The sequence below is a fragment of the Tumebacillus amylolyticus genome (genome assembly GCF_016722965.1).
GTDB classification, from domain to species: domain Bacteria; phylum Bacillota; class Bacilli; order Tumebacillales; family Tumebacillaceae; genus Tumebacillus; species Tumebacillus amylolyticus.
The window spans coordinates 218570-243506 of sequence record NZ_JAEQNB010000002.1; the positions used below are offsets into that span (position 1 = coordinate 218570).

Here is a 24937-nt window from a genome sequence, read left to right on the forward strand (position 1 = left end):
GGCTCAATAAGCCCGGGGTGTTTTGATACGCTTCGAGCGAAACAGGGTCAAACCGGCAAAAGCGAGGAACAACAGCGTCTGCACTTCATGCAGTTCCGTCTGATAGGCCAACGTGGATGTAATATCGGTCACCGCCAACGAGAGAAACAAAACGCCTCCCCAGAAGTAGGTGGACCGCATCCCCTCCTCCTGTCGTTTGTAAAAAGCAAACTTGACCAAGACCATCAACGCTGCAAATACGAACACACCGATCATCAGTCCGTTAAACAGAATCATAGACATGTGGACTCACACCTTTCTCACGAGACTTGTTACTAAGTTAGACGATTGAACTTGCAAATGGTTTCATAGATTCTGCGTATTTTTGATAGAAGTTCGAATACTGTGAAAGATTTGTGACCGTCCTGCCACCTTATGCCATTTCAACCCGGTTGCGACCGTTTGCTTTGGCACGATAGAGCGCGAGGTCCGCTTTTTCAAACAGGGTGAGAGCGGAGTCTCCCGCCCGGTACTCGGCCACGCCAAACGACGCCGTGATGCGGTACGATCCGAGCGACTCTCTTTCGATCACGGAGCGCAGGTATTCCGTCTGTTCCAGGCAATTTGCCCTCTCCAAATGAGGGATCAAGATGGCAAACTCCTCACCGCCGTAGCGGGCCAGCATGTCCAAGGGCAACAGGTTGTCTGTGAGCACCTGCGCGACATGGCGCAGGACGACGTCGCCTTCGAGATGGCCATAATTATCATTGAACGCCTTAAAATTATCGATATCCAATAAAACAAGGGCGAACGTTCCTCCCCCCTGCTTCGCTTGCTGCACGAGGTCCTCCAGCCTCGCATCATACGAGCGGCGGTTCGGCACCCCGGTCAACCCGTCGATGTCGGCGAGACGTTGCGTTTGCTGGAAGCGCTCCTTGAGTTCTTGGCGCATGAGGTCGACGCCTTGGATCAGTGCGCTCAGTTCGTTGACTCCGTCCGCGATTGGCACCGGCACATCAAAATTGCGGTTGGCGTACTCGCGAACGCCGCGTTCCAATTCTACAATCGGTCGGACGATTTTGCGGAACTTATGGTTGACGCAGAACAAAGCAACCAGTGCGATCAGCACCGAGATGACGGCGATCACAATCCAAATCGTATCGACCTGTCGCTCCAACTGGGAGTTGATGAGCGTTTTCACCGTTTCGATACGCATCATCGCGTCACGCGATGCTTCCCGAAACGAGTCGAACGCTTCCTTGCCCGCTTGAAAATCCTCTCTCGACAGGTCTTCTCCCATGCGTCTGGCTTGCACAACCGGTTCGCCGTAGAGATTGTGCCACAGGGTGCCCGCTTCAATCATCCGCTGAATCGGTTCGCGCAAGTCCGGATAGTCGCGCAGGGACTGATTCAACACCTCCGACTTCTGGTCAAAAGTCCGTGTCCCCACGACATACGGTTCTAAAAAAGAAGACTCGCCCGTCAACGCAAATCCGCGTTGCCCTGTCTCTTGGTCGATCATCGCTTCTTTGAGCGACTCCACATTCTGGTCCAAGAGGTTCAGTTGACGAACTGCGCTGTAGGAATCATCAAATTGCAAATCCTCATAGGAAAAGCATCCGACCATGAAGAGAGCAAACACGATGCCAATCGCGATCATGTTGGCCTTCAGCTGGCTGCCCAGTTTCGTCTGTTGTCGATTCAAGAATCGGCCGAACATGACACCCCTCCATGTACACCAATATTTAATGACTTCATTCTACATGTATCGCCAAAGTCCTTGTATGACAAAAAAAGGAACTGTACGCGCTGTGGCGTACAGTTCCTTTTTTCTTAGAGATTCGGGTGGTTTATGTTGTCAGACGGAAAGAACTTCATCACTTTGTTCTCGACGTAGCCTGCACGGGTGTTGGAGACGTAGATCGTCGTGTGCTTGTGGCCGAGGTTTGCGAACGTGAGGGTCGTGGTCGGGTCTGTAGCCGTCGCTTGCGCAATCAAGGTCACGCCGTCTTCGGCGTAAACTTTGATCTCATCACCCGCTTGGGTGTTCGAAACGGTGACGCTGTCTTCGGCATGCGGATGTTTGTTGTTGACCACGGTGATCGACGATTCGTCGAGCGGGGTGTACTCATACGCTTTGACCGTTACGTCGAATGCATGGTCTTGCGTGACGCCGTTGCGCGTGACGTGGGCCGTCAGAGTCGCCGTTTGGTCACCGACAGTCGGATGCGCACGGTGGACGGTGCCGTCTGCTTCGATCGCTTGTGCGTTTGAAGTGCTCCACGTAATCGTGGTCCCGAATTGCCCTTCGGACGGGAGCGTCAGGTTTTCGGTCGTCACTTGCGGCAGGGTCAATTGATTCGCGACGAATTGCGTCGCTTCTTGGTCGGTCGGCGGCAGCGGATCGACGGTGAGTTCGTACGTTTTGGTGTAGGTGGTGAAACCAAATTCAAGCGTTCCCTTCAGATGGATCGTCACCGGGCCGGTCGTGTAGGACGGTCGGTGCAAGCTGCGTTGAACCGCGTCAAAGATTTCCGGATGGTCAGAGGTCCAGGTAACGTAGCCGTTTCCACGAGATGTGAAGGAATCTACGCTCAAGTTCGTTACATGTTGCGAATCTTCGCCGAATTGAATGTTGATCGAGTTGATGGCGGCGATGTAGTTCACGCTCTGCGTGAGGGCTCCTTGCACGTCTTGTACCGTTTGGAACCCGGCGGTCGGACGGTATTGGATCATCGTCGCGAGTGCATCCGTTTGCTCCTGTTGACTCAAACCGTTGAAGTTTGCCAGAGTCAAGTTGAGGGCCGGGTCAACGACCAAGGTGCGCAAATCGGAGGACGTCGACGCGGAGTTGATCGCGTTCAGAAGTTGTACGGTCTTGCTGTCTTGCTTGAGAACGGTGACAAAAATCGACTTGGAGAGCGTCTGGTTCGAGCCAAAGTCAAGCACGGCCGAGAGCACCACAAACGCATCGCGGTCTGTCGAAGCCGGGCGGGTTACTTTGCCCGTTGCCGGATCGATGATGGACGGTTTGGTCGAGGTCCATTTGATCGGAGTACCTTTGGACGTGGTCGTCGGCAGGGTCAAATTTTGAGTGATGGCCGTTTCCTTATCACCCGTTGCATAAATCGGCTGTACAGAAGCGAGTTCTACGTCACGGCCTTGCACTTTTGCCACGGCTGCGTTGAGAGCAACCTGCACATCGGCGAGGGAAGCAAATCCAGTGCTCGGACGGCTCTGGTACAGATAGTCGCCTGCTTGGTTCGTCAGGGGGTACGGCAAAGCCAGGTAGGCCGACGTATCGAGACCGATGTTGCCGTTGTTGAAGAGGGCGTTGGTCAGCATGTACGAATTGGTGGCAGAGTTGATGTCTTGGAGCGCGGAGGTCTCTTTCGCGAGAACCGTCACGACGAAGGTTTTGCTTCCTCTGGCGGTCGTTGCGGTCAGAGTGACGGTCGCGTTGCCGTCTTGGTAGAACGGACGGTTGATGCGCCCCAGATAGCGGTTGACGTCGATGATGTCCGGGCGGTCGGTCGTCCAGCTTACTTCATAGCCGTCGGCCGTCATCGTATCCAAGAAGAGGTCTTGCGTGACATGGTCTGCAGAGTCGCCCCAACTGAATTGCACGTCGATGGCGATCGGCTTGACGTTGTCGATGGCGGTTTCCAGAGCGACGGTGACAGACCAAGCATCCACCCACCCGTTGCTCGGACGATGCGCCAACATATACTCGAACGCTTTTTGTTTGACATCTTCACTTTGATATTCGTACTCCCAAACGTAGACGTTCAGGTCCGGATTCTCAACCGCTTTGCGCAGTTCGTCGACAGTCTGCGCTTGGTTGGCTTGCTCCAACGGCGACAGGTACACGGCGCCTGCTTGCAAAACGGTCACCGTGATCGAACGGGTGAGGGTTTCCGAATCGTAGCTCAGCGTCCCAGTCAGCACGACATTGGCATCGCCGGCCGTCGGACGGACAACATGCCCGGTCGAGTCGATGATCGACGGATTGTCGGAACTCCACGTGATCGCAACGCCGCGGTCGGTCGTTGCGCGCAGGCTCAGGTCGGAAGAGACATTTTGCGGGCCTTCGCCTTCTTTGAAGTCCGGATAGACGTTGGCATAGTCTTGCGAGCGGTCGTTGATTTCATTGACGCCCGCTTGAACGGCTTGGCGAATTCCATCGAGGGACGTGAACGGCTGCTTGCGGTTTACGAGCACGTAGCCTGCGACTCTAGATTTGAATCCATTGTCCACCCAAGTGAACCCGTCGATGTTGAGATCGTACTGGATCGCGACCAGAGCGTTCAGCATCTGCGCGGCGGTCGTCGCGTTGTTCACCGCAGCGTACGGATCTGTTTGATCGGCCAGCGTGGCTTGCGCGGCGGTCGTATCGGCAAACGATGTCACCGGAACCAAGCTCGTCATCATGACAAGCGTGACGGCGAGACTTGTGGAAAGTTTGAATTTTTTCATTTTACGAACCCCTGTGTAAAGCGATTTTTTCCCCATTTGATCGTTCCCCTTCCCCAACTGTAAAAACATACAAATATTCCTGTAAAACCCAGATTAATGTTACCACAAAAAACCATAAATCATCAACAGTTTAATCAACAAAAAAAGAACAGCCCACCGAAGCGGGCTGCTCTTTTTTACAAATCCAATGCGGAGATAAATTTTTGATAATCGTTGGATCGGACACCGCCCGCCGGAACCAAGACTTCCAGCGAGTTGGTGTTTTTCAGTCCGAGCATCTGCGCCACATGGCCGATGTCGATGCCCTGCTCGATCATGTGGGCCGCCAAGGAGCGGCGCAACGAGGAGAGCGCAATATGGCCTTCGAGCTTGGCTTCTTTGGCCGTTTCGATGAACAGCACTTGCAGACGCGCCAGCTTCAACGGGCCTTTTTCGTCCACGAAGACATTGGGCAATTTGCTTTTGGTCGAACGAATGTATTTTTTCAAGAGGTCCTTGAGCTTGCGCGAGAAAAATACCAATCGGTCGCGCTCGCCCTGCTTGTTTTTGACCACCATGAACAAATCATCCCAAGAGATATCCTCTTGGGTCAGACGGCTCAATTCGTCGGGACGAAGCCCCGCTTCGTACATGGTCGTGAAAATCGCTCGGCGTTTCACGTCGTTGCACGCAATGATGAACCGCTTCATCTCGTCGATTGTCAACGGGCGCGGCAGAGACAAAATATACGAGCGGCTCTCGCTGATCAATTCGTCCATGTCTGCCGATTCCCCACGGTCAGCCAAGAACTTGTAGAAGGATTTCACCGCTTTATACTTGCGATGCACCAGTTTCTCGGACTTGCCGCCTTCTCTCAAATCGCGGCCGAAGTCATTGACGTCATCCTCAGTCAGGGCATTGAAGAGCGTGTCGCGCTTGGCAAGAAAATCGGCGAACTGCCCCAGATCCAGCAGCACCCCTTGCACCGTCCCCGGCGACTTCTTCTTATCCTCGAGGTACTTTCCGAACGCCTGAATCTGAGCTTCGTGTTCAGTTTTACCTGTCATTGGTTCCCCTCCACTTTCATACTCACCGTCATATTTTGAACCAATCTCAGCAGAGAATGCAAGCGTCTTTCTAAGATAGTCGGGAACTGGAAATTCTAGAACTAGTGACAAACTGATAATGACTTTGTTATATTGGAGGTTAGATTACATCGGGAAAGGTGTGCGATACTAATGACCCAAGTCCCTTACCATACTAAGGAAGTCGCGGTAACGAAAATTTTTACGTTCGATTCCGCGCATCGACTGGACGACTATATCGGCAAATGTGCAAATTTGCACGGCCATACTTATAAACTTGAAGTGACGATCAAGGGTCGTACCGACCATCGCGGCATCGTGGTGGATTTCGGTGATATCAAGTCCATTGTCAACGAACAGATCATCGGCAAGTATGACCATCGCTTCCTCAATGACCTCATGGAGTTTAACACGACGGCGGAGAACATGGTCGTTCACTTTTTTGAGATCATCGACACCTACCTCCAACAGATCGACAACGCGACTCCGGTGCGCTTGATGAAGTGCCGTCTGTGGGAGACGCCGTCGTGTTATGCGGAAGTTACGCGGGAGGATTTTTATGAAGCTCAATGAGTTGTTCCTCTCGATTCAAGGCGAGACGGCATCGGCCGGCTTGCCGACGATCTTTGTCCGCTTCACCGGCTGCAACCTGCGTTGCACCTATTGTGACACGAAATACTCCTACTTCGAAGGCGACTCGATCACGCCGGAGCAAGTGATGGAGCAAGTTCGCGCGCTGAAAGTCAAGCGCGTCTGCCTCACGGGCGGTGAACCGTTGATCCAACCGCGTCAAGAGATGCAACACCTGCTGGACATGCTGGGTGCAGAAGGCTACGAAGTCTCCATCGAGACGGACGGCTCCATCGACATCTCGAAGTACAACCTGCATGAGAAGCAACGCTTCATCGTGGACATGAAAGTTCCGTCCTCCGGCATGAGTGAAAAAATGCACTGGGAGAACTTGCGCCACATCATCCCGACCCGCGACGAAGTCAAATTCGTCGTCGGAGACCGCGCCGATTACGAGTGGTGCGTGAACTTGATTCGCGAATATGAACTGGACCCGGCGAAAGGCTACCAACTGCTGTTCTCGCCGATCTTCCGTCAGATCGACCTCGAACAACTGGTGAACTGGATTCTGGAAGACGAGCTCGACGCCCGCTTCCAAGTTCAATTGCACAAGATCGTCTGGGACCCGGACAAGCGAGGAGTGTAACCCCATGACCACAGCGAAAAAAGCAGTCATCATCCTCTCCGGTGGACTCGACTCCACCACCTGCATGGCGGTGGCGCAAAACGAAGGGTATGAGCTCTACCCGCTCTCCTTCTTCTACGGACAAAAAGCGGCCATCGAACTGGAATCCGCCAAAAAAGTCTCCGCCTTCTACGGCGTCGGCGACCGTCACTTCATCGCCGACCTCAACGGAATCATCCGCGGCTCGGCGCTGACCGACGCCGACAAAGAGATCCCGACGAACCGCGATGAAAACGCAATGGAGAAGGAAATTCCGGCGACCTACGTTCCGGCGCGCAACATCATCTTCCTCTCCATCGCGCTCTCCTACGCCGAATCGATCGGGGCGACGGCGATGTACATCGGCGTCAACGCGCTCGACTACTCGGGCTATCCGGATTGCCGCCACGAGTTCATCGAAGCGTTCCAAGACGTGATCAACAAAGGCACGGCGGCCGGTGCGCACGGCGAAGGCATCCGGATCGAGACCCCGTTGCAGTTCCTGAGCAAAGCGGGCATCGTCAAACTCGGAGCCGAGCTGGGAGCCCCGCTTCAATTCAGCCACTCCTGCTACTTCGGTACCGACCCGTCTTGCGGCGTTTGCGATTCTTGCTTGCTGCGGATCAAAGGTTTCCAAGAAGCCGGCGTGAAAGACCCGATTCCGTACGCTGTCGAAATTGAGTGGAATCAGCAGTAAAAACGTGGACAATCCCCGTCTCTTGGAGGCGGGGATTGTTTTTTTTGCGCACAAAAAAACTCATGATCCCGTATCACTATGGGTACACTCACCAGAAATGGAGGGATTCCGATGAGCCAACTGTCTACGCTGAGTGCGGGGGCGTGGGAAACGCTCTCCATCCTCGTCCTCGTGCTCCTCTTGCTTGTGACGAACAAAGTACGCATCGATTTCATCGGGATTTTTATTCTGCTTGCTCTGGGCATCGGCGGCCTCGTCAAAGAGGAGAAGCTGTTCGCCGGATTCGGCAGCGAAGCGGTGATCGTGATCGCCGCCATGCTTGCCATCGGGGAAGCGCTGGTTCGCACCGGCCTCGCCGACCGTTTGGCTTCGTGGATGACACGCCTCGGAGGTCGTACCGAGCGCCGTCTGCTTCCCGTGATGATGGTGATCGTCGGGGTCTTGTCCAGCTTCATCAGCGACTTGGCCATCGTCGCCGTGTTCTTGCCCGTCATGCTCGGCTTTGAACAACGCTTGAAAATTCCTGCCTCGCGCCTGCTTCTGCCGCTGGCTCTGGCTTCTACGCTCGGTCTGTTCACCGTTGTCGGCTCTTCGTCGATCATCGTCGCCAACCAAGCGTTGATCTCTTCGGGAGGGAAGTCTCTCTCGCTGTTCTCCGTCGCCCCGCTGGGCTTGGCTTTGCTGACGGTCGGGACGCTGTACGTGTGGCTGTTTCGCAAATGGATTCTGCCGAAAGCCACGGGCGAGACCGATACCACCCGTGCCGCAATCGGCGTACCGGAGTATCTGACCGAACTGCTCGTCTCCTCCGATTCGTCCTGGAACGGACTGTCCTTGAAAGACATCTCCTACTTCAAAGAAAACGGCATCAACATCGTTCGCATCTTGCGCGAAGAGCCTGTCGATTTCGTCAAACCGACCACGGTCTTGCACGAGGGCGACATCCTGTTGGTGACCGCCCGTCGTGAAGACTTGCTGAAACTGCGCAGCACCCCCGATTTCTCGGTGCAAAAAGAAGTTCACAAGAGCTTGGAGGAAGCGGACATCCACCTCGCCGGAGAAGCAATCGTCCGTCAAGGTTCCGTGTTCGTCGGACGGACGCTGCAACAACTGCGCTTTCGAGAGGAATACGACGTCACCGTGCTCGCGTTGTACCGGGACGGCCATTCGATCTCCCGCCAGTTGGCCACCACCCCGCTTCGCACAGGGGACATGCTGCTCCTGCAAGGGTCTCGGGACGCCATGTCGGAAATCAACGACGACACGGGGTTGCTGATGATCTCCCAGACCTCTCACAACCCCCAAGCGCGGAAAAAAGGACCGCTCGCCCTCGCGGTCCTCGCCTTGATGCTGACGCTCTCTGCGACCAACTGGATGCCGATCACGACCGCCGCCGTCCTTGGCGTCGGGTTGATGGTGATGGTTCGCATCATGAGCATGAACAACGTCTATCGGGCGATTGAATGGCACATCCTGGTCTTCGTCGCGGCGATGATTCCGCTGTCCACCGCGATGAAAGACACAGGGCTGATCGATCTCATGTCACACGCCATCGTCTCGGCCGTCGGAAGTCTGGGGCCGTATGCGTTGCTCGCGGTGACGTTCTGGATCGGAGCGCTGATTACGCAGGTTTTGAGCAACACGGCGACGGCGCTGTTGCTCGCCCCCGTGGTCATCGGAGCGGCGACCACGATGGGCGTCAACCCGGTGCCGTTTGTCATCGGCATCATCACCGCCGTCAACGCCGCCCCGATCACGTACATCGCGCACAAAGTCTACCTCGTCGTCATGGCACCCGGCGGCTACAAGTACAAAGACTATGTGAAATTCGGCTTGCCGATGACTCTGCTCTCCTTCGGGATCACGATGCTCCTCGTTCCGTTGATCTGGCCGTTTTAAGCAAAAAAAAGCCCTCGTCCGCAACACGTAGGACGAGGGCTTTTTTTCAATATCTACTTCGGCAACACCAGCGAAACCGAACGGCGGTCCGGCACGAGGTGGTCGCGCAGGCGTTGGTTGACCTGTTCCAGCGTGATCTCTTCAAGCACGGAGACGATGTCGAAGTACTCGGCGTCCTTGAATCGGTACGAGGTGAAGTTGCGGGCGATGCCGCGCGGGGAGTCGAGTTCCGCCATGCTGCGGCCGATCAACTTGGCGCGCGCACGCTTGAAGTCGGCTTCGGAGATGCCGTTTTTGACCACGTCGGCAAATGCTTTCTCAACTTCGCCGAGCAGTCGCTCCGGGTCCTTGCTGTCCCCGCCAAACACCGAGTGTGAGAAGTTCGGGGTCGAGTCGTAGGACCAGCCGAAGTTTTTGTCGACCACGCCGGCTTCGTACAGAGAGTTGAACAACGCCGAGCTGCGGCCGATGATCGACTCCAGACCAATCGCCGTCGAGTACTCGTTGACAAGCAGCTCACGACCGGTCAAACGGCTCGGGTCTTTGTACCCGAACTGCACTTTCGGGATCGAAACCGACATGTGCTGTTCCACACGCTGCTTGTCGGCACTCGGCTTCTCCTCGGGGAAGAAGCGCTGAATTTCCGGTTGGCGGGTGAAGTCCTTCGCCGCTTGGTTGTCGCGGACGAGGGTCATCATCTGCTCGGCGTTGACGTCGCCGACGAGCACGAAGTTCATGTTGCTCGGGTGGTAGAACGTGTTGTAGCACTGGTAGAGCGTGTCTTTCGTGATGTGCGAGATCGACTCCACAGTCCCGGCGATGTCAATTTTGATCGGGTGTTGCTCATACATCGCGGCGAGCAGGTTGAAATACACACGCCAGCCCGGATCGTCGTCGTACATGCGAATCTCTTGGCCGATGATGCCTTTTTCCTTCTCCACGGTCTGCTCCGTGAAGTACGGGGCTTGCACGAAGTTCAACAGCGTTTCGGTGTTCTCCGCGAGGTTGTCGGTGCAGGAGTACAGGTACGCCGTCATGTCAAACGAGGTGAACGCGTTCGCCGACCCGCCGTATCGAGCGAAGGTGTTGAACACGTCTTCGCCGTCCTCTTGCTCGAACATCTTGTGCTCCAAGAAGTGGGCGATCCCGTCCGGCACGACGATCGCGTTGTCCTCGCCCGGCACGACGAATTCACGGTCGATCGAGCCGTACTTGGTCGAGAACATGGCAAACGTTTGCTGGAAGCCCGGACGCGGAATCACGTAGACGTTCAGCCCGTTGCTCAGTTGTTCGTGAAAGACACTGATCTCCAATTTCTCATGGCGCATCTCACGCATGGGACTCTCCCTCCTTGTCTCGCAGCATGTACACGGTGTCGAGTTGGACGCCTTGGGCCACGCGGACGATATCGTCCTTGGTCACTTTCTGCAACTGCTCGATCAACTCTTCGTGGCTGCGCATCTTGCCGCCCACCAACCCGTTCAAGTGGCTGTCCGCGAGCGTCGTCGGCTGGTCGAGCGAGGTCTTGAAAGCGTTGATATAGCCTTTGAGCGTGAAATCGAGCTCTTGGTCTGTGATGTTGCCCTTCTTCATCTCTTCCAACTGCTCTACGATGATCGCGAGCGCTTTCTCCATGTTGGCGAATTCAACGCCCGATTGCACATAGAGAATTCCTTTCAAGCCGTCGTGACGAGACGACGCATAGTACGCGAGCGAGTTTTTCTCCCGCACGTTGAGAAACAGCTTCGAGTGCGGGAAGGTGCCGTAGATGCCGTTGAACATCAGCATCGCGCAGTAGTCGTCCGAATCGTAGTCCAAATTCGTCCAGAAGCCGACGTTCAGTTTGCCTTGCTTGACGTCCATATGGTCGACGACGCGCTTCACTTCGCGTTTCTCATGCGCTCTCTGCGACGGCGCGAACAGATCCTGCACCGTGCGCTCAAAGCCCAATGCGCGGAAGATCTGCTCAAACACTTGCTCCGGCTCTACATCGCCGATGACGTAGACCTGCGTCGGAGCGGTCTTGATGACCTTTTGGTAGAGGGAGTACAGCTCTTGCGGGGTGATCGTTTCCAGTTCGTTTTCAAAGCCCAGACGCGGGAGAGAGAACGGTTGGCCCTTCGTCATCTCTTCCAAGCATCGCTCTCGGGCGTACGAGTTTTTGTCGTCGATGATCGCAGCCATGCGTTTTTTCTGCTGTTCTTTCTCCGCGTTGACGTACTCCGGTGAGAAGCCTCCGTTTTCGGTCACGGGGTCGATGAACACACCTGCGATGATCTCCAACGCTTTCTCGAACAAGTTCTCTTCGGTGTTGAGGAACTTTTCATTGGGGACGGACATCGTGAAATCGATGACCTGACGATCGCCTTTTTTGAGGATGGCCGTATGTAGAGTGGCGCCGTAGAGATCATCCAGTGCAAGTTGGAGTTTCTCCGCTGTCGGATGTTGCTTGGTGCCGCGCATGAGCACGTACGGGATCAATGCCATGCCCGTCACGGTCTCCGCTCGAATCTCCTGAACGAGGTCTACCACGATGGTGGTCATCTTGTATTTCTTGGTCGGCAGGACGTGGACGTGCATGCCATGTCCCTCGCGCGTAACGAACTGACTCATCCTGGTTCATCCTTTCTGCCTTGTGCCTTCGCCTGATGCCGGGTCTTGGCATATTATATTCCTAGTAGTACCATATCAGCCGTGCAAAAGCAAAAAACCCCCTGAACCGTAACAGAGGGGTTTCAATTCACTCCTGAGTCTAACTGCGCTTGACCAGCGTGCGCGCGGCAGCCTGAGCTACATCGAAGTCTACCTTCGAGATGATCGAGGATTCCTTGATCCATTTCTGAACATCTCGACTCATCGTCGGAGAGACGTACTTCGGAGCGCCATAGTGGTTGATTAGTTCCTTTTTCGACAAACCATGCTGGGACAGACAGTGAAAGTTGGTGAGGATCTCCATCAACTCTCCGCAAGCAGGGCACTGAAACATGGACACAACCTCCTGTAGTCAGGATTCGGCCATTCGCAGACCGTGAACTTCCTACACGCCGTTTTCAGAAAACATATTCTATTTTACTATCCAGTTTACACGGCTTGGCCCCAACTCTCATGAGTCTGCAGTCCCATTCTTTGTAAAAAAGCTCCCTCCAATTGTGGAGGGAGCTTTTTGAACAAGTTAAAGCAGTTTGTTTTTCAGGTTGCTGAGCTGTTTCCAAACGACGCCGAGCCCTGTGAGGTAATACCCGATGAGCACGATCCAACCCGTCGAGTCAACCCCCATCGCCCAAGCGAGAACCAGCATCGGCAGTACCGTCGTCATCATGTCGCCAAGCACGCCGGACAACGTGTCAGCCGAGAATGTTTTGCCGACAAGCGAACGATACATATCAACCAACCAGTTCAAACCGATCAAGCCGAGAACCGCCCACATTGTGTACAGCATCCACCCGGTAAGCATTTTTGCTTCCCCTCCGTTACGGATTTAGATGAAAAGATCTTGTACTGTACAATATGAGAGGAATGGCGTTCTCGGCGATAGGCAACTGCGGAATTTTGAGCTTATGCCTTCTTGAATTTGCTGAGGATTTCCAAGCGTTCCTCTTCGGTGCCGGAGAAGTTCGCCGGGGTGAAGCGATGCTCCGCCCAACGGATCATCTCTTGGCGCGACGTGAAGTCATATGTGTGCTCGCCTTCGATGGAGGAAATCTCCGAAACGACGAAGCGTCGGCCGTGTGCGTGGATGTTCATCTGGTTCCAGTTGTCTTCCTTGTACACGTTCAGACGTTTCCCGTCATTGTTGTTGTTGTGACCCATCTTATGTACACCTCCTGATGTTGGAAAAAAGTCCTTCCACGCAGGCGAGGAAGGACTTTTGATTGTTGGTGGAGATTACTTCTTGAAGAGAGCGCCGATCGTGCTCAAGTACCGCAGTTTGGATGCGTCCTTGATGCGATATGCGACCCAGCCCTTCGGCTTGAACTTCGGCGAGAGGTTCGCGACCGCTTCCTTGCGTCCCAGAGATGCGACTGCGCCGTAGAGGTGCGGATCGAACTTCTCCAGTTTGATGTGCTTCATCGTCGCGTAGATGTTGACGGCAGCGTTGGCGCCCATCTGCGTGGAGATCTGTGCGGTCGGCGGGTACGGACGGCCTTCCGGAGTCAGAACGAAGCAAGCATCGCCGATGATCCAGACGTTTTTGTGACCGAGAGCGCGCATGTGCTCGTCCACTTTTGCACGGCCGCGCGGTTCGGTTTCAAAACCGGCGTCGATGACTTGTTGCACGCCGCGTACGCCGCCGGTCCAGATCATGGTGTCGGTTTCGATGATGTCGCCGCCCTTGAGGTGGACTTTGCCCGGCTCAACTTGAACGACCGGAGTCCCGATCGAGAACTTGACGCCGCGCTGTTCGAGCGATTGCTTCGCAAAGTCGACAAGTTCCGGATCGAAGCCCGGCATGATCGACGGAGCTGCTTCGACGGAGAAGACTTTGACTTTGTCCTTCGGGACGTTGTACTTCGCGGTCAATTCCGGCAGCTTGTCCGCCAGTTCGCCGACGAGTTCGATCCCGGAGAAGCCCGCGCCGCCGACTACGAAGGTCAGCATGGAGTCGCGCTTTTCCTTGCTGTAGTTTTCGAAGCACTTCTCGATGTGCTCACGGATGCGGTTCGCTTGGTTGACCGACTTCATGGTGAAGGAGTACTCCTTGAGACCCGGGATGCCGAAGAATTCGGTTTCGGAGCCCAGTGCCACCACGAGGTAGTCGTACGCGATCGTCGAGTGTTCCAGTTCCACGGACTGCTGTTCTTTGTTGATCGAGACGACGGTGTCTTTGATGAACTTGATCGGCTTGGAGCCCAAGACCGAGTTCAGCGAGACCGTGATGTCTTCCTGCTTTTTCGCACCGACAGCCGGTTCGTGCAATTGCGTGATCAGTTGGTGATAATCATGTTTATTGACAAGGACAATTTCAGCATCTTGCGAGGTGGCCAGCTTGTTCAGTTCCAATGCGCAAACCAAGCCAGCGTAACCGGCGCCCAGAATCACAACTTTTTTCGCCATAATTCCCCACCCTAATTGTGTCGAATTTCACATACTACAGTAATTCTATCAAAAATGTGACAAACGTCAATCGAAACTGTTACTTTTTTATGACTTGTATTGTCTGACAACTTGAAGTCAGACTTCTTCGTGTGCTACAATAGATGAGGTTGATTCCAACTTGACGTAAATTGTCAGACATTGTCGATTTTGAACGAGACAGACGGAGCGAGGAAGTGGCTCCGTCTTTTTTTGTTGAACTGTCGGTGTCAGTAGCTTGTACGGAGCACCACTCTGTTAGTCACAATTCACGAGATTGAGGGCGTAGACAAGTTTTGGAATGGAACTTTCTTCTACGGTTGCCCCGTATTGGTTTTTGAAACTCGACACGATTTGGTAGAGGCGTTCTTCGCTTCCGTCCACCAATTCGAACTCGATTTCATAGAGTTTGTATTCGCGGCAGGTGCCGACGATGGAGACGTCGTCGAAGCAGACTTCCGCTTTCACGCCTTGTTCTTCGATTTCGTAGATGAACCGCTCGGTACGCAACATGACGAGCGGCGCGATGTCGTCGTATTGGATGCCGACTTCGGTCATCAGCTCTTGCAACGCCGGGCTGTGGGGCGGCAACGACTCGGGCGCGTCCTCGTAGGTTTCTTCGATCTCGATTCGCTTGTGTGCTTCGTCTGTGGAGCGCTTGACGGCGAGGATGGAGCGGTCTTCCAGCACCCGCAGTCGCAACCCGATTTCCTTCGCTCCCAGACGCCGGTCCGAGGTGTCGTAGTATTGATTCGATTGGCGTTCGATGTGATGCAGGTCCCGCTCGCGATCGTAGTCGGACTTGATCTTGGCCCACGTGTCCGCATCCATGCGGAATTTGACTTCCATTTCAATAGCCATGAGGTTGCCCCTCTCCTTTTTCCCCCATTGTACCAAAAAGTGTGAAAAAAAAGCCGCCGGGTCACCCCCCGGCGGCTTTTTCCTATTGGCGAATGAACTCCTGCGTCCAGTAGTAGCCGTATTGGCCGCCGACCGCGACGCCGCAGCCGATTTGGGTGTATTCTTTCTTGAGGATGTTCGCGCGGTGACCCGGCGATTTCATCCACGCATCGACGACCGATTCCGGCGTTTGCTGGCCGGCCGCGATGTTCTCCCCTGCGTACGAGAAGTGGACGCCGAACGACTTCATCATGTCAAACGGCGACCCGTATGTCGGGCTCTGGTGGTCGAAGTAGTTTCTGTTGCGCATGTCCTCCGATTTCACGCGGGCCATGCGTTGCAGTTCCCAGTTCATCTTGAGCGGCGCGAGACCGTACTTGGCGCGCTGGGCGTTGGTGAGCGAGACGACTTTGTTTTGGAACGACGTGACTTTCGGGTTGAGCGTCGGGATGATCAGATGTTGACCCGGATAGATCATGCTCGGGTTTTTGAGGTTGTTGGCTTGGACGATTTCCGTCACGCCGATTTGGTACTTGGTGGCAATCTTCCAGACGCTGTCCCCGCTCTTGACGGTATAAGCGACGGAGGACTCGGCGTGCGCCGGAGCCGGGGTTATTGCGTTTGCAGGCAGGAGCACGGCGGCGGCCAAGGTCAGAGCGGCGAGAGCTTTGAATGGTTTTGCAAAGCGTTTGTGCATGGTGGCACCCCTTTTCGTTGAACTTCGTTCGTAGTTTGTGTCCCCGTTGCCACTCTGCATCATGGAAGTTCTGGTACAATAGGAGTACAACTGCCAACTGCTCAGGAGGTGCATGCCATGATCACCGCCCATCTGCTCGTGTTCGTCACGGTCGCGGAGAAAAAAAACTTCTCGCGAGCGGCAGAGGCGCTGTCTTTGACTCAACCCGCGATCTCACAGCAGATTCAATCACTCGAAGACTATTACGGCACCAAGCTGTTTGAACGCACCAGCAAACGCGTCGAGCTCACCCGCGCCGGCGAAGTGCTGTTGCCTTTTGCCAAGGAAATTCTCAACGTTTCCGCCGTCGCCAAGGGCGCTCTCGACGACCTCGTCGGGAAAGTCACGGGCAAGTTGACGATCGGCGCAACGTTCACGATTGGCGAATACATCCTGCCTTTGGTCCTTGCTCAGTACACGAAGAGTTTTCCCGACGTGGAGGTCAGCGTCCTGATCGCCAACACCGAAGAAATCGGGGAAAAAGCGCTCGATCACTCCATCGACATCGGACTGGTCGAAGGTCGGCTCGTCCATCGCAACTTGAACTTGACGCCGCTCATGGAAGATGAGATGGTATTGTTCGCACCCGCAGGACATCGTCTTGCAGGACAGGCTGTGACACGTGAAGAATTGAGCCGAGAACCCTACATCTTGCGAGAGCCCGGTTCCGGAACGCGCGTGATCGCCGAGGAAGTCTTGGTGAAACTCGGCGTTGTGCCCGCGAAAGTATTTTCCATGGGCAGCACCCAGTCGATCAAGGAAGCTGTCGAAGCAGGGATGGGTCTCGCGATTCTCTCCAAGTGGTGCATTCGCAAAGAACTGCTCTACGGCACGCTCGTACAACTGACGCCGGACGGCTTCTCCTTTACTCGTCCGCTCCAAGTGTTGGAGCGCAGCGGTCACTTTCAAACCAAAGCGGTGGAGGAGTTCCTGACCCTCGTCCGCGCATTTCCCCCCACTCACAACGCATCCTAACTCTATATTCAATCAAGGAGGACGTTCTCAATGCTTTCCAACATCGGCGTACCCGGCCTGATTCTCATCCTCGTGCTCGCCTTGATCATCTTCGGCCCGAACAAACTCCCGGAACTGGGCAGATCGTTTGGCAAAGGTCTCAAGGAATTCAAGAACTCCGTCAAGGACATCACGGACGACCACGACGACGCACCGAAAAAATAGACCGCTCGCATTTGCGAGGCGGTCTTTTTTTTACTCTTCTCCGCCCGTGATGGCCGACAGCGGCGGGATGAACTTCTCGATGGGGTCTGTCGGGCTTGGCAACCGAACGCCGAGAAAAAACAGCGTGCCCACGACCGTCACGGTGCCGAGGATCGCGAGGTAGATGTAGTAGTCCCGCTTGCCGTTTTCCTGTTTGACCCGTTTGCCGTCGAGCCACGCCACGCACCCGATCACGAAGAAAAAGAGCAGCAGCGTCACGACTTTCATCGGACCACCTCCGAGGAGGGCAGTTCCAATTGCGGGCCGAGCATCCCGATTTGGCGGACTTGCGCTTCGACGGTGACGGCAAACTTTTGCTTGGCGAACACGTCCGGCCAATTCTTTTTCAACTTCTCCCATTCATCGGGATAATGGCGGTAGATCTCCGTACCGGAGGCGATGCCGTCGCTTTTGTATTTTTGCAGTTGGTGAATGGCGTCTTGGATGTCGAGGACGATCTTGTCGGAGAGCGCACGGTTGAGTTCCTCGATGTACTTGGGATTCATGAGGTCGAGGCGTGTGGTGTTGTGTACGACGACTCCCTCCGCTTTGATGTGGTAGGAGACGACCGGCTTGCCGCGTTGCAGCTCAACTTTGGCGGTGGGATGGACTTTTTTGAGCTGAACGGTGAGAAAGTGTTCGCCGCCGGATGGAATCTTGAGCGTGACGGTGCCCTGCTTGAATTTATCCTTGAGCATCAACAGCCCTTGCACTCCATCTCCCTCGACGAACCCCACCAATTTCAGATCGCGAAACACCGCGATGCCCTCTGTCTGGAAAAGTCTCGGCTTTTTATCCGACAGTTTGTAGGACGTGACGACCGGTTGCGAGCCCGGTTGTGTCGCTTCGATGAAAAAGTCACGCAACGTGCTGCCTGTGCCAAGGCCCATTTTTTCCATCTCGCGAATGGCCTCCGACGGGTACGCTTCAATCGGGTAAGTGATGTTCAGGAGATCGCGTGCCTGTCGCCCGCGTGCAACGATGAGATACGTTCGCAGGCGGTTGGCGGGACTGCGGCTGAGTTCATCGAGCAAATCTTGCAGCCCGTACTTCGCCATGTCCTCGCCGACAGCCAGCACCCGGCGATGTGACGTGTTCAATTGCCGACTCATTTGCTTTTGAAGGTCCCACGTCAGATTGGTAAAGTCTTCGCCCTCCGCTTGCACCATCATGACCGGCTCCGTGCCTTGGTTGCTCATGCCGCGCGCCGATTGGGACAGTGCGGTCGGCACGGCGACTTGGACGGTGAACAGGAACTTGCCGTTGGACTGGCGATCCATCGCCGTTGCCATCGCAAACCCGACGTCGTTGATTTCTCGGCGGTCCCAGCAGCCGGTGAGCAGGACGACGGAGAGCAGCGTCATCAACCCAAGTCGTTTCCTCTTCATGCGTTCGACCCCCCGGGCGGTTGCGAGTTCGTGTCCGGTTCTGCCTCTTGCGGTTGGAGACGCTTGCGCATCATCCAGTGCGGCACCCGGACCAGCGTGTCTTTGACCCCTTGGAGTGAAAACGGGGAGACGGGCGAGAGATAGGGCACGCCAAAGGAACGCAGGCCGCTTAAATGAATCAGCAACGTCATCACCGCAAGCACGATCCCGAACAGCCCGAGCGTCCCCGCCAGACAGATGATCGGAAATCGGAAGAGACGCATCGCAATTCCGAAGTTGTAGCGTGGGATCGTGAACGACGCAATGCCGGTGATCGAAACGACGATGACCATTGGAGCTGAGATAATCCCCGCTTCCACCGCCGCTTGTCCGATGACCAACGCCCCGACGATGGAGACCGCTTGGCCCACCGATTTCGGCAACCGAACGCCCGCCTCGCGCAACGCTTCGAATGTGACTTCCATCAGCAACGCTTCCACAATCGCCGGAAACGGGGAGCCTTCCCGCGCAGACGCAACAGAAAGCAAGAGGTTGGTCGGCAACATCTCTTGGTGATACGTCGTGATCGCGACGTAGATCGAAGGGAACAACAACGCCATCGCTAAAAAAATAAACCTCAACCAGCGCAGAGCCGTTGCAATCGTGAAGTGGCTGTAATAATCCTCCGGCGACTGCAACGCCCCCCAAAACGTCAGCGGTGCCACCAAAGCAAACGGCGTGCCGTCCACCAAAATGGCGAACCGTCCCTCCGTCAACCCGCCCGCTACGACATCGGGGCGCTCCGTGTTTTGAATCGTCGGGAACAGACCGAACGGGGAGTCCTCGATCAACTCTTCGATGTAGTTGGATTCCAAGACGGAATTCACTTCGATCTTCTGAATTCGCTCCCGTGCCTCGCGCAACCGCTCCTCCGGCGTCACACCGTCGAGGGAGAGCAGTTGCACCGTGGTCTTGGTGAACTCGCCCAGATGAAACTCTTCCACACGCAGGCTCGGCGTTTTCATCCGGCGGCGAACCAGCGAGAGATTCAGTTCAATGTCTTCGGTGAACCCGTCGCGAGGACCGCGAATGACCGCTTCGGTCTGCGGTTCTTCGATGGAGCGATGGCGAGCGTTGTTCATGCGGACGGAGAACACTTCGTCCGCTTTTTGCTGCAAGATCAGAGCAGACCCTTCCAGCATCTCGTGAACGGCTTGCCCGAGGTTGTGGACACGTACGATTTCAGCAGCCGCCAACTTGTCCAAGCGCAGACCCTCTTGCAGCGTGGCGAGCACCGTCTCTTCCAGACGCTGCATATCGACGATGGTCCGCAAGCAGACGAGGTGTCCGGAAGGGAACGGTCGGGTGATGAAGTCGGGCGAGTTTCCGAAGATCTCTTTGAGTGCGTCGAGGTTCTGTTGAATCGAAGAACTGAGCGGGCGCTGTTGCAAGTCTTGTGTGCGGAGAGTCGGGGCGCGCTTAGACGACATCCGCATTCTCGGCGTTTTTCGTTTGGACATGCTCCCCCTCCTCTCTGCGACGAAACTTCGCCAACAGCCATACCAGCAACGGCACGAGAATGAACAGCGGCACCCAGAGCAACCACGGAACCCATCGCAGTCCAACGAAGACATGCTCGGGCAAATTGTCAGACATGAAAAAGGAGAGCAACAGGACGACCAGCGACAACGGAGCCGCTACGGAGCGGTACTCTTGCAAACGAAACAGAGAAGCCGTCCCGACGGCCGCCGCGTACAGAAACACCGAAACTTTGAAAAAAGCGGCGATCCCGATGTACACGACGATCATCGAATCCAAATTCTCAATAAAATCGGCGAGCGACACCTGCTGAACCGCGGTGATCATCGGGTAGATGTTGCGGGCAAAAAGTTCCGGCCCGAGCACGGAGACGGCAACCAAATTCAACAACGTCAACACCAATCCCGCTCCAAGCACGGAGAAAAACAGCAGGAACCGCAACAACTCCTGACGTTTGACTTGCTTGTAGAACATCACAAACGCGATGGTCTCTCCAAAAGGAACGGTCAGCCCCAACGGAATCCAATTCTCCAGCAACTTTTTTTTGTCATGCGCAATCGGCAAGAGGAACTCAAAGTTGCTCATCTTCGACCCCATCATCAGCACCGATTGAACCAGCAAAAACAAACAGAACAGGAAAAACATCAACTCCGCCATCCGCCCCACCACTTCAAGCCCGCTGCGCAACCCGTAATACACGAGGAGCAACATGCACACGAGCACGACCAGCATCGGCGTCCTCGGCAAGATGAACGAAGTCACCAGTTCCCCGAAGTCGCGCAAGACGCGCCCCGCCACGTAGAGAAACGCGAGCAGATACAAACTCGCCATCAAACGGCCGAGCCAAACGCCCAGCGTCGCTTGCAAGATCTCGACATACTCACGCCCCGGAAACTTGGCATACAAGCTGTGATAGAGCAACGTCAGAAAAAGTCCGCTTCCCGTGCTGAGCAGAGCGACAATCCAAGCATCCTGTTTCGCCGAAGCTGCGAACCCGAAGATCACATAGCTCCCGATCTGAAACAGAATTAAGAGCGCAACGAATTGAATCGAGCTGATTCTCTCCATACTATCTATGGCAACCTTCCCCAAGTAAGTGAATTCCTGTGTTTGATGTTTAGAATTGCTATAGAGTCTCTCCGCTATGCAAATTCGCCCGAACGGAGGTGCACGTGTGAGCCGCAAGCAGATCAGCTCCGGTGGGTTTACATCTCTCTTGGCCTTGGTCGTGGAAGCGACTCCCAACGCGTACGGCATCACTCCGATCGTCCAACTGGCTCACGAAGACGCCTGGATGTCTCCGCCGCTTGCCATGGCGTTTGCATTGGTGCTGATGTTTCCCCTGTTCCATCTGTTTTCCGCATTCGGAGAGGCATTGTCCCGCGAAGAGCAAGTGCTCCCGAGTTGGACAAAAACGTTGCTGGTCCTGCCGTTGATCCTCGTCTTGCTCTATTGGTTGACGTTCAACGTTCGGGTGTTCTCCGACATCATTCGCATGGCCTATCTCCCGCTCACACCGGAATGGGTGATCTACGCCGGATTCCTCGCCGTCTGCGCGTTCGCCGCCTATCACGGTCTGGAAGTGTTGACGCGCGTCGCCGTTCTCGTGGTGGCGTTGCGAGTGGCTTTCGTGGGATTCGCCCCCTTCACCGCCTACCAAGAAGGCCATTTTGCTCACTTGCTTCCTCTGCTCGCCCGCGGGCCTCTGCCTGTGCTTCAATCCACCCTCCCCCAAGTGGGTTGGTTTCTCGAAAGCGCTGTGCTCGCCCTGTTCTATCCCATGATCAAAAAACCTCGCTACCGCTCGGTGGTCTCCGGATTCGGGCTGACATTCATCACGTACTACACCCAGTTCCTGCTCACCCTGCTGGTCTTCACGGCTCCCCTGGTCTCCCGCATGATCTATCCGGCGCTGGAACTGGTCGAGATGGTGACGATTGGAGAATTTTTCGAACGGGTAGACCCGGTGATGGTCGCCGTCTGGTCGTTTGCGATGCTTTGCAAGTCGTCCGCGTTTTTGTTGATCATCACCGCTTTGCTCAACCGACTCCTGCGGGTGAACATTCGCACGCGGCTCACGTGGGTAACGGCCTTGCTGGCGTTTTTTGTGACGGCACTCGTCATCCAAGATGTCGTGGATGAGATTCGGCTCTACAGAGATTGGTGGCTGTGGACGTCGTTGTACGTGCTGCTCGACCTCTACCTGTTGGCGTGGGCCTTGCACACGCATGCGAAGAAATCTCGCGGGGAAACTAACAACGAGTCGTGGAATGTGACCGAGGGGAGTGTGACAGATGGATCAACGTGAGATGCAAGCGAACATCGAGACGTATGTCCGTCAACAGGTGGAAGCGGGACAGACGATCGAGTCGGTCGTAGACGTCGCCCGCCAGTTGGACGTGCCGGTCACGATGGTGGACCGTGCGATGCGCAACCTGTCCGTACAGGGCGTGCCCGGATTGCCATACACAAACGCAACGGAGTTCTAGCCTCAAAAAAGGGCATGAAAAAAAGCGGCTGCCATGGCCGCTTTTTTTATTTCCAGATGTCTTGGATATGTTCGGCGAGCGCTTGCGTGTTCATCGAACCTGCGCCCCCTTTGGAAATCTGGTTGGCGTAACGGTTGAAGCTCTCCGCATGCGAGGGGTTGTCGGTGATGTAGACCGTGTTGACGAGCGGGTCCATCTTGCGCAGACTTTTGGAGATGGATTCTTGCTTTTTTTTCGTGATATCGCCTTCGGTTTGCACACGCAGTTTCTCGTTGGTCTCCTTGGGCGCGTCGCGGTCGTACTTTTGCTTCTCCCCCGTGTAGATCGCCACGTAGGCGTTGTGCTCTTCGTCAAGCAGGACGGTACTGCTGACGATGCCTTCCAGTTGGGACACTTCGGAGGACAGCGTTTGACTGTAGAGCAAGTGCGGGTTTTTGTCGTCGTTTTTCTCTTGCAAGATCGCGAGCGGGTCGTTTTGCTTGCGGGGGGTTGATTCTATTTTCGCTTTGTCCTTTTTCTCTTGTTTGCTTTGTGTCGTAGCGGTGTCGCCGCCGCTTTCGCCCTTGCCGCCGCTTTGTTTCTTGTCTTCGCCGCCGCTTGATTGGTCAGAGCCTTGACCTTCTTGCTTTTTCTTGACTTGACCGCCGTTCTCGGCGATTTTCTGCTTCTCATACGGGGTGCGCAAGACCGTGCAACCGCTGGTGGTACCGGCGACCAGCAGAGCCGCGAGGGTCAGCGCAATCCATGATTTCTTCATCTCAGGGCCACCTCCGACGCTAGTATCCCCTGGCAAAAAAAGAAGCATTCGCCACAGGGCGAACGCTTCTACTTTTCAATTACCGCTTGTTGAGGTTGGAACGTTTGCGCGAGTAGCCGAAGTAGACCACGAGGCCGACGACCAGCCAGATCACGAACGCCAACCAGGTTTGCCATTTCAGTTGCACCATGAGGAACAGGCAGAACAGCACGGCGAGAATCGGGAGCACCGGCACGAACGGCACGCGGAACGAGCGCTTGAGGTTCGGTTGCTTCTTGCGCAAGACCATGACGGCGATGGAGACCAAAGTGAACGCTGCGAGCGTCCCGATGTTGGTCAACTCGGCGAGCGTGTCGAGCGGAACCAAACCGGCAATCAACGCGCAGATGATCCCGACCAACCACGTGGAGCCGTACGGAGTCTGGTACTTCGGATGAACTTTGGAGAACATCTTCGGCAGCAGTCCGTCGCGGGACATTGCAAACGAGATGCGGGTCTGTCCATACGTCATGACGATCAGGACGGTGGTGATCCCGAGAATCGCGCCCAAGTCCACGAAACCGGCGAACCAGTCTTGGCCTGCCACTTGCAGAGCCAACGAAATCGGATGCGCGATGCCTTCAAACTGCGGGTACGGCACGATCCCGGTCATGATCAGCGTGACGATGATGTAGAGCGCGGTGCAGATCAACAGGGAGAAAATGATCCCGCGCGGCAAGTCGCGCGCCGGGTTCTTAGCTTCCTCCGCCGCAGACGAGACCGCGTCAAACCCGATGTAAGCGAAGAACACGAGCGCTGCGGCTTGGAACACACCGGAGAAACCGAACGGCATGAACGGATGCCAGTTGCCCGGCTTGACGAAACGGAACCCGACGATGATGAAGAGCAGAACGACGATGACTTTGACGACAACCATGATGTTGTTGACGCGGGTCGATTCCTTGACACCGCGCGAGAGCAAGAACGCAACCAACAACACGATCAGAAACGCCGGCAAGTTGAACGCGGTGCTCACTCCCGGAACGGCGCCCGGCGCTGCAGTGAGCGCGGTGGGGAGTTCATAGCCTGTGATACCTTTGAGTAAGGATTGGAAGTATCCTGACCACCCGACGGCAACCGCGCAGATGGCCAGCGCGTATTCGAGCATTAAGTCCCACCCGATGATCCAAGCGATGAACTCGCCGAGGGTGGCGTAGCTATAGGTGTAAACCGAACCTGAGACCGGAATCATCGACGCAAACTCTGCGTAACAGAGCGCGGCGAATGCACAAGCGAGACCGGCGAGGATGAACGAGAGAACCAGTGCGGGACCTGCGGTCAGCGCACCTTTTCCCGTTAGAACGAAAATCCCCGTGCCGATGATCGCCCCAATGCCAAGCATGGTGAGGTCGAACGTACCAAGTGATTTCTTGAGCGTCTGCCCAGATTGCGATGTGCGGATTAAGTCGTCAATGCTTTTCGTGCGAAATAAGCTCATCTCGTTGCCTCCTTGATCGCTGTGTAGTAGCT

At 55.4% G+C, this 24937-nt stretch carries 26 protein-coding genes; 8 read left to right on the plus strand and 18 right to left on the minus strand.

Annotated elements, in window-relative coordinates:
• Nucleotides 1–3: 3 nt before the first annotated feature.
• The 4 genes from JJB07_RS07980 to JJB07_RS07995 all read right to left on the minus strand — a co-directional run bounded on the left by JJB07_RS07980 (nt 4) and on the right by JJB07_RS07995 (nt 5501).
• Nucleotides 4–282 carry a hypothetical protein gene (locus JJB07_RS07980; RefSeq protein WP_201633346.1) on the minus strand — a complete coding sequence of 93 codons (279 nt, stop codon included), beginning with the start codon at nt 280–282 and terminating at the stop codon, nt 4–6.
• Nucleotides 283–412: 130 nt separating this feature from the next.
• Nucleotides 413–1699: a sensor domain-containing diguanylate cyclase gene (locus tag JJB07_RS07985; protein ID WP_201633349.1), complete on the minus strand. Its 1287-nt coding sequence runs from the start codon at nt 1697–1699 to the stop codon at nt 413–415.
• A gap of 113 nt (nt 1700–1812) precedes the next feature.
• Complete coding sequence (locus JJB07_RS07990) at nt 1813–4455, minus strand: immunoglobulin-like domain-containing protein (protein WP_201633351.1); 2643 nt, start codon at nt 4453–4455, stop codon at nt 1813–1815.
• 176 nt (nt 4456–4631) lie between these two features.
• Entirely contained in the window at nt 4632–5501 is an 870-nt protein-coding gene (locus JJB07_RS07995) for a tyrosine-type recombinase/integrase (RefSeq protein WP_201633354.1), read from the minus strand.
• A 171-nt stretch (nt 5502–5672) separates the two neighbouring features.
• On the opposite strand from JJB07_RS07995, the gene queD reads away from it, so the two are divergent.
• From queD to JJB07_RS08015, 4 genes are all read left to right on the plus strand, one after another.
• Nucleotides 5673–6092, plus strand: a complete 420-nt coding sequence (gene queD, locus JJB07_RS08000) for a 6-carboxytetrahydropterin synthase QueD (protein ID WP_201633357.1) — start codon at nt 5673–5675, stop codon at nt 6090–6092.
• Nucleotides 6079–6735 carry a radical SAM protein gene (locus JJB07_RS08005; RefSeq protein ID WP_201633360.1) on the plus strand — a complete coding sequence of 219 codons (657 nt, stop codon included), beginning with the start codon at nt 6079–6081 and terminating at the stop codon, nt 6733–6735. Before queD ends, JJB07_RS08005 begins: the two co-directional genes overlap by 14 nt.
• Nucleotides 6736–6739: 4 nt before the next feature.
• On the plus strand, nt 6740–7450 hold the full coding sequence (gene queC / locus JJB07_RS08010) for a 7-cyano-7-deazaguanine synthase QueC (RefSeq protein ID WP_201633363.1): 711 nt from the start codon (nt 6740–6742) through the stop codon (nt 7448–7450).
• A gap of 111 nt (nt 7451–7561) precedes the next feature.
• Complete coding sequence (locus JJB07_RS08015; RefSeq protein WP_201633366.1) at nt 7562–9349, plus strand: SLC13 family permease; 1788 nt, start codon at nt 7562–7564, stop codon at nt 9347–9349.
• Nucleotides 9350–9402: 53 nt separating this feature from the next.
• Here the strand turns inward: JJB07_RS08015 and yfmH are convergent, their stop codons facing one another.
• The 8 genes from yfmH to JJB07_RS08055 all read right to left on the minus strand — a co-directional run bounded on the left by yfmH (nt 9403) and on the right by JJB07_RS08055 (nt 16019).
• Nucleotides 9403–10686 carry an EF-P 5-aminopentanol modification-associated protein YfmH gene (gene yfmH / locus JJB07_RS08020; protein WP_201633368.1) on the minus strand — a complete coding sequence of 428 codons (1284 nt, stop codon included), beginning with the start codon at nt 10684–10686 and terminating at the stop codon, nt 9403–9405.
• Entirely contained in the window at nt 10679–11962 is a 1284-nt protein-coding gene (yfmF, locus tag JJB07_RS08025; protein WP_201633371.1) for an EF-P 5-aminopentanol modification-associated protein YfmF, read from the minus strand. Before yfmF ends, yfmH begins: the two co-directional genes overlap by 8 nt.
• A gap of 139 nt (nt 11963–12101) precedes the next feature.
• A complete protein-coding gene (locus JJB07_RS08030; RefSeq protein WP_038091194.1) occupies nt 12102–12335 on the minus strand; it encodes a hypothetical protein in 234 nt (77 codons plus the stop codon).
• A 186-nt stretch (nt 12336–12521) separates the two neighbouring features.
• The gene (locus JJB07_RS08035) at nt 12522–12803 is read right to left on the minus strand and encodes a hypothetical protein (protein ID WP_201633374.1); all 282 of its coding nucleotides are present in this window, start codon (nt 12801–12803) and stop codon (nt 12522–12524) included.
• A 101-nt stretch (nt 12804–12904) separates the two neighbouring features.
• A complete protein-coding gene (locus JJB07_RS08040; protein ID WP_201633377.1) occupies nt 12905–13159 on the minus strand; it encodes a hypothetical protein in 255 nt (84 codons plus the stop codon).
• 75 nt (nt 13160–13234) lie between these two features.
• Nucleotides 13235–14404 carry an NAD(P)/FAD-dependent oxidoreductase gene (locus JJB07_RS08045; protein WP_201633380.1) on the minus strand — a complete coding sequence of 390 codons (1170 nt, stop codon included), beginning with the start codon at nt 14402–14404 and terminating at the stop codon, nt 13235–13237.
• 276 nt (nt 14405–14680) lie between these two features.
• Nucleotides 14681–15283 (minus strand): CYTH domain-containing protein, encoded by a 603-nt coding sequence (locus tag JJB07_RS08050; protein ID WP_201633383.1) that lies wholly within the window; start codon nt 15281–15283, stop codon nt 14681–14683.
• An 82-nt stretch (nt 15284–15365) separates the two neighbouring features.
• On the minus strand, nt 15366–16019 hold the full coding sequence (locus JJB07_RS08055) for a CAP domain-containing protein (RefSeq protein ID WP_201633386.1): 654 nt from the start codon (nt 16017–16019) through the stop codon (nt 15366–15368).
• A gap of 117 nt (nt 16020–16136) precedes the next feature.
• Between JJB07_RS08055 and JJB07_RS08060 the strand changes: the two genes are divergently transcribed.
• Entirely contained in the window at nt 16137–17033 is an 897-nt protein-coding gene (locus tag JJB07_RS08060) for a LysR family transcriptional regulator (protein ID WP_236587890.1), read from the plus strand.
• 30 nt (nt 17034–17063) lie between these two features.
• Nucleotides 17064–17237, plus strand: a complete 174-nt coding sequence (gene tatA / locus JJB07_RS08065; protein WP_201633389.1) for a twin-arginine translocase TatA/TatE family subunit — start codon at nt 17064–17066, stop codon at nt 17235–17237.
• Nucleotides 17238–17267: 30 nt separating this feature from the next.
• On the opposite strand, the gene JJB07_RS08070 is transcribed toward tatA, so the two are convergent.
• The 4 genes from JJB07_RS08070 to JJB07_RS08085 are packed head-to-tail and all read right to left on the minus strand — an operon-like array spanning nt 17268 to nt 21250.
• Nucleotides 17268–17504, minus strand: coding sequence for a hypothetical protein (locus tag JJB07_RS08070; protein ID WP_201633392.1), 237 nt, complete (start codon nt 17502–17504; stop codon nt 17268–17270).
• On the minus strand, nt 17501–18664 hold the full coding sequence (locus JJB07_RS08075; RefSeq protein WP_201633394.1) for a Ger(x)C family spore germination protein: 1164 nt from the start codon (nt 18662–18664) through the stop codon (nt 17501–17503). Before JJB07_RS08075 ends, JJB07_RS08070 begins: the two co-directional genes overlap by 4 nt.
• The gene (locus JJB07_RS08080; protein ID WP_201633397.1) at nt 18661–20163 is read right to left on the minus strand and encodes a spore germination protein; all 1503 of its coding nucleotides are present in this window, start codon (nt 20161–20163) and stop codon (nt 18661–18663) included. Before JJB07_RS08080 ends, JJB07_RS08075 begins: the two co-directional genes overlap by 4 nt.
• Nucleotides 20123–21250 carry a GerAB/ArcD/ProY family transporter gene (locus JJB07_RS08085; RefSeq protein WP_201633400.1) on the minus strand — a complete coding sequence of 376 codons (1128 nt, stop codon included), beginning with the start codon at nt 21248–21250 and terminating at the stop codon, nt 20123–20125. The genes JJB07_RS08080 and JJB07_RS08085 overlap by 41 nt, the downstream gene beginning before the upstream one ends.
• 106 nt (nt 21251–21356) lie before the next feature.
• Here JJB07_RS08085 and JJB07_RS08090 point away from each other — a divergent pair, with 106 nt between their 5' ends.
• Nucleotides 21357–22490 carry a GerAB/ArcD/ProY family transporter gene (locus JJB07_RS08090; protein ID WP_201633402.1) on the plus strand — a complete coding sequence of 378 codons (1134 nt, stop codon included), beginning with the start codon at nt 21357–21359 and terminating at the stop codon, nt 22488–22490.
• Nucleotides 22477–22671 (plus strand): hypothetical protein, encoded by a 195-nt coding sequence (locus tag JJB07_RS08095; protein ID WP_201633404.1) that lies wholly within the window; start codon nt 22477–22479, stop codon nt 22669–22671. Before JJB07_RS08090 ends, JJB07_RS08095 begins: the two co-directional genes overlap by 14 nt.
• Before the next feature lie 46 nt (nt 22672–22717).
• Here JJB07_RS08095 and JJB07_RS08100 read toward each other — a convergent pair whose 3' ends face one another.
• Both JJB07_RS08100 and bcaP read right to left on the minus strand, forming a co-directional pair.
• On the minus strand, nt 22718–23428 hold the full coding sequence (locus JJB07_RS08100; RefSeq protein WP_201633407.1) for a YhcN/YlaJ family sporulation lipoprotein: 711 nt from the start codon (nt 23426–23428) through the stop codon (nt 22718–22720).
• A gap of 79 nt (nt 23429–23507) precedes the next feature.
• Nucleotides 23508–24905 (minus strand): branched-chain amino acid transporter BcaP, encoded by a 1398-nt coding sequence (gene bcaP / locus JJB07_RS08105; RefSeq protein ID WP_201633410.1) that lies wholly within the window; start codon nt 24903–24905, stop codon nt 23508–23510.
• Nucleotides 24906–24937 lie beyond the last annotated feature (32 nt).

Coding starts and splice junctions, on each gene's coding strand:
- JJB07_RS07980 (WP_201633346.1), bottom strand. CDS start 282: ATGTCTATGATTCTGTTTAACGGACTGATGATCGGTGTGTTCGTATTT.
- JJB07_RS07985 (WP_201633349.1), bottom strand. CDS start 1,699: ATGTTCGGCCGATTCTTGAATCGACAACAGACGAAACTGGGCAGCCAG.
- JJB07_RS07990 (WP_201633351.1), bottom strand. CDS start 4,455: ATGAAAAAATTCAAACTTTCCACAAGTCTCGCCGTCACGCTTGTCATG.
- JJB07_RS07995 (WP_201633354.1), bottom strand. CDS start 5,501: ATGACAGGTAAAACTGAACACGAAGCTCAGATTCAGGCGTTCGGAAAG.
- queD (WP_201633357.1), top strand. CDS start 5,673: ATGACCCAAGTCCCTTACCATACTAAGGAAGTCGCGGTAACGAAAATT.
- JJB07_RS08005 (WP_201633360.1), top strand. CDS start 6,079: ATGAAGCTCAATGAGTTGTTCCTCTCGATTCAAGGCGAGACGGCATCG.
- queC (WP_201633363.1), top strand. CDS start 6,740: ATGACCACAGCGAAAAAAGCAGTCATCATCCTCTCCGGTGGACTCGAC.
- JJB07_RS08015 (WP_201633366.1), top strand. CDS start 7,562: ATGAGCCAACTGTCTACGCTGAGTGCGGGGGCGTGGGAAACGCTCTCC.
- yfmH (WP_201633368.1), bottom strand. CDS start 10,686: ATGCGTGAGATGCGCCATGAGAAATTGGAGATCAGTGTCTTTCACGAA.
- yfmF (WP_201633371.1), bottom strand. CDS start 11,962: ATGAGTCAGTTCGTTACGCGCGAGGGACATGGCATGCACGTCCACGTC.
- JJB07_RS08030 (WP_038091194.1), bottom strand. CDS start 12,335: ATGTTTCAGTGCCCTGCTTGCGGAGAGTTGATGGAGATCCTCACCAAC.
- JJB07_RS08035 (WP_201633374.1), bottom strand. CDS start 12,803: ATGCTTACCGGGTGGATGCTGTACACAATGTGGGCGGTTCTCGGCTTG.
- JJB07_RS08040 (WP_201633377.1), bottom strand. CDS start 13,159: ATGGGTCACAACAACAACAATGACGGGAAACGTCTGAACGTGTACAAG.
- JJB07_RS08045 (WP_201633380.1), bottom strand. CDS start 14,404: ATGGCGAAAAAAGTTGTGATTCTGGGCGCCGGTTACGCTGGCTTGGTT.
- JJB07_RS08050 (WP_201633383.1), bottom strand. CDS start 15,283: ATGGCTATTGAAATGGAAGTCAAATTCCGCATGGATGCGGACACGTGG.
- JJB07_RS08055 (WP_201633386.1), bottom strand. CDS start 16,019: ATGCACAAACGCTTTGCAAAACCATTCAAAGCTCTCGCCGCTCTGACC.
- JJB07_RS08060 (WP_236587890.1), top strand. CDS start 16,137: ATGATCACCGCCCATCTGCTCGTGTTCGTCACGGTCGCGGAGAAAAAA.
- tatA (WP_201633389.1), top strand. CDS start 17,064: ATGCTTTCCAACATCGGCGTACCCGGCCTGATTCTCATCCTCGTGCTC.
- JJB07_RS08070 (WP_201633392.1), bottom strand. CDS start 17,504: ATGAAAGTCGTGACGCTGCTGCTCTTTTTCTTCGTGATCGGGTGCGTG.
- JJB07_RS08075 (WP_201633394.1), bottom strand. CDS start 18,664: ATGAAGAGGAAACGACTTGGGTTGATGACGCTGCTCTCCGTCGTCCTG.
- JJB07_RS08080 (WP_201633397.1), bottom strand. CDS start 20,163: ATGTCCAAACGAAAAACGCCGAGAATGCGGATGTCGTCTAAGCGCGCC.
- JJB07_RS08085 (WP_201633400.1), bottom strand. CDS start 21,250: ATGGAGAGAATCAGCTCGATTCAATTCGTTGCGCTCTTAATTCTGTTT.
- JJB07_RS08095 (WP_201633404.1), top strand. CDS start 22,477: ATGGATCAACGTGAGATGCAAGCGAACATCGAGACGTATGTCCGTCAA.
- JJB07_RS08100 (WP_201633407.1), bottom strand. CDS start 23,428: ATGAAGAAATCATGGATTGCGCTGACCCTCGCGGCTCTGCTGGTCGCC.
- bcaP (WP_201633410.1), bottom strand. CDS start 24,905: ATGAGCTTATTTCGCACGAAAAGCATTGACGACTTAATCCGCACATCG.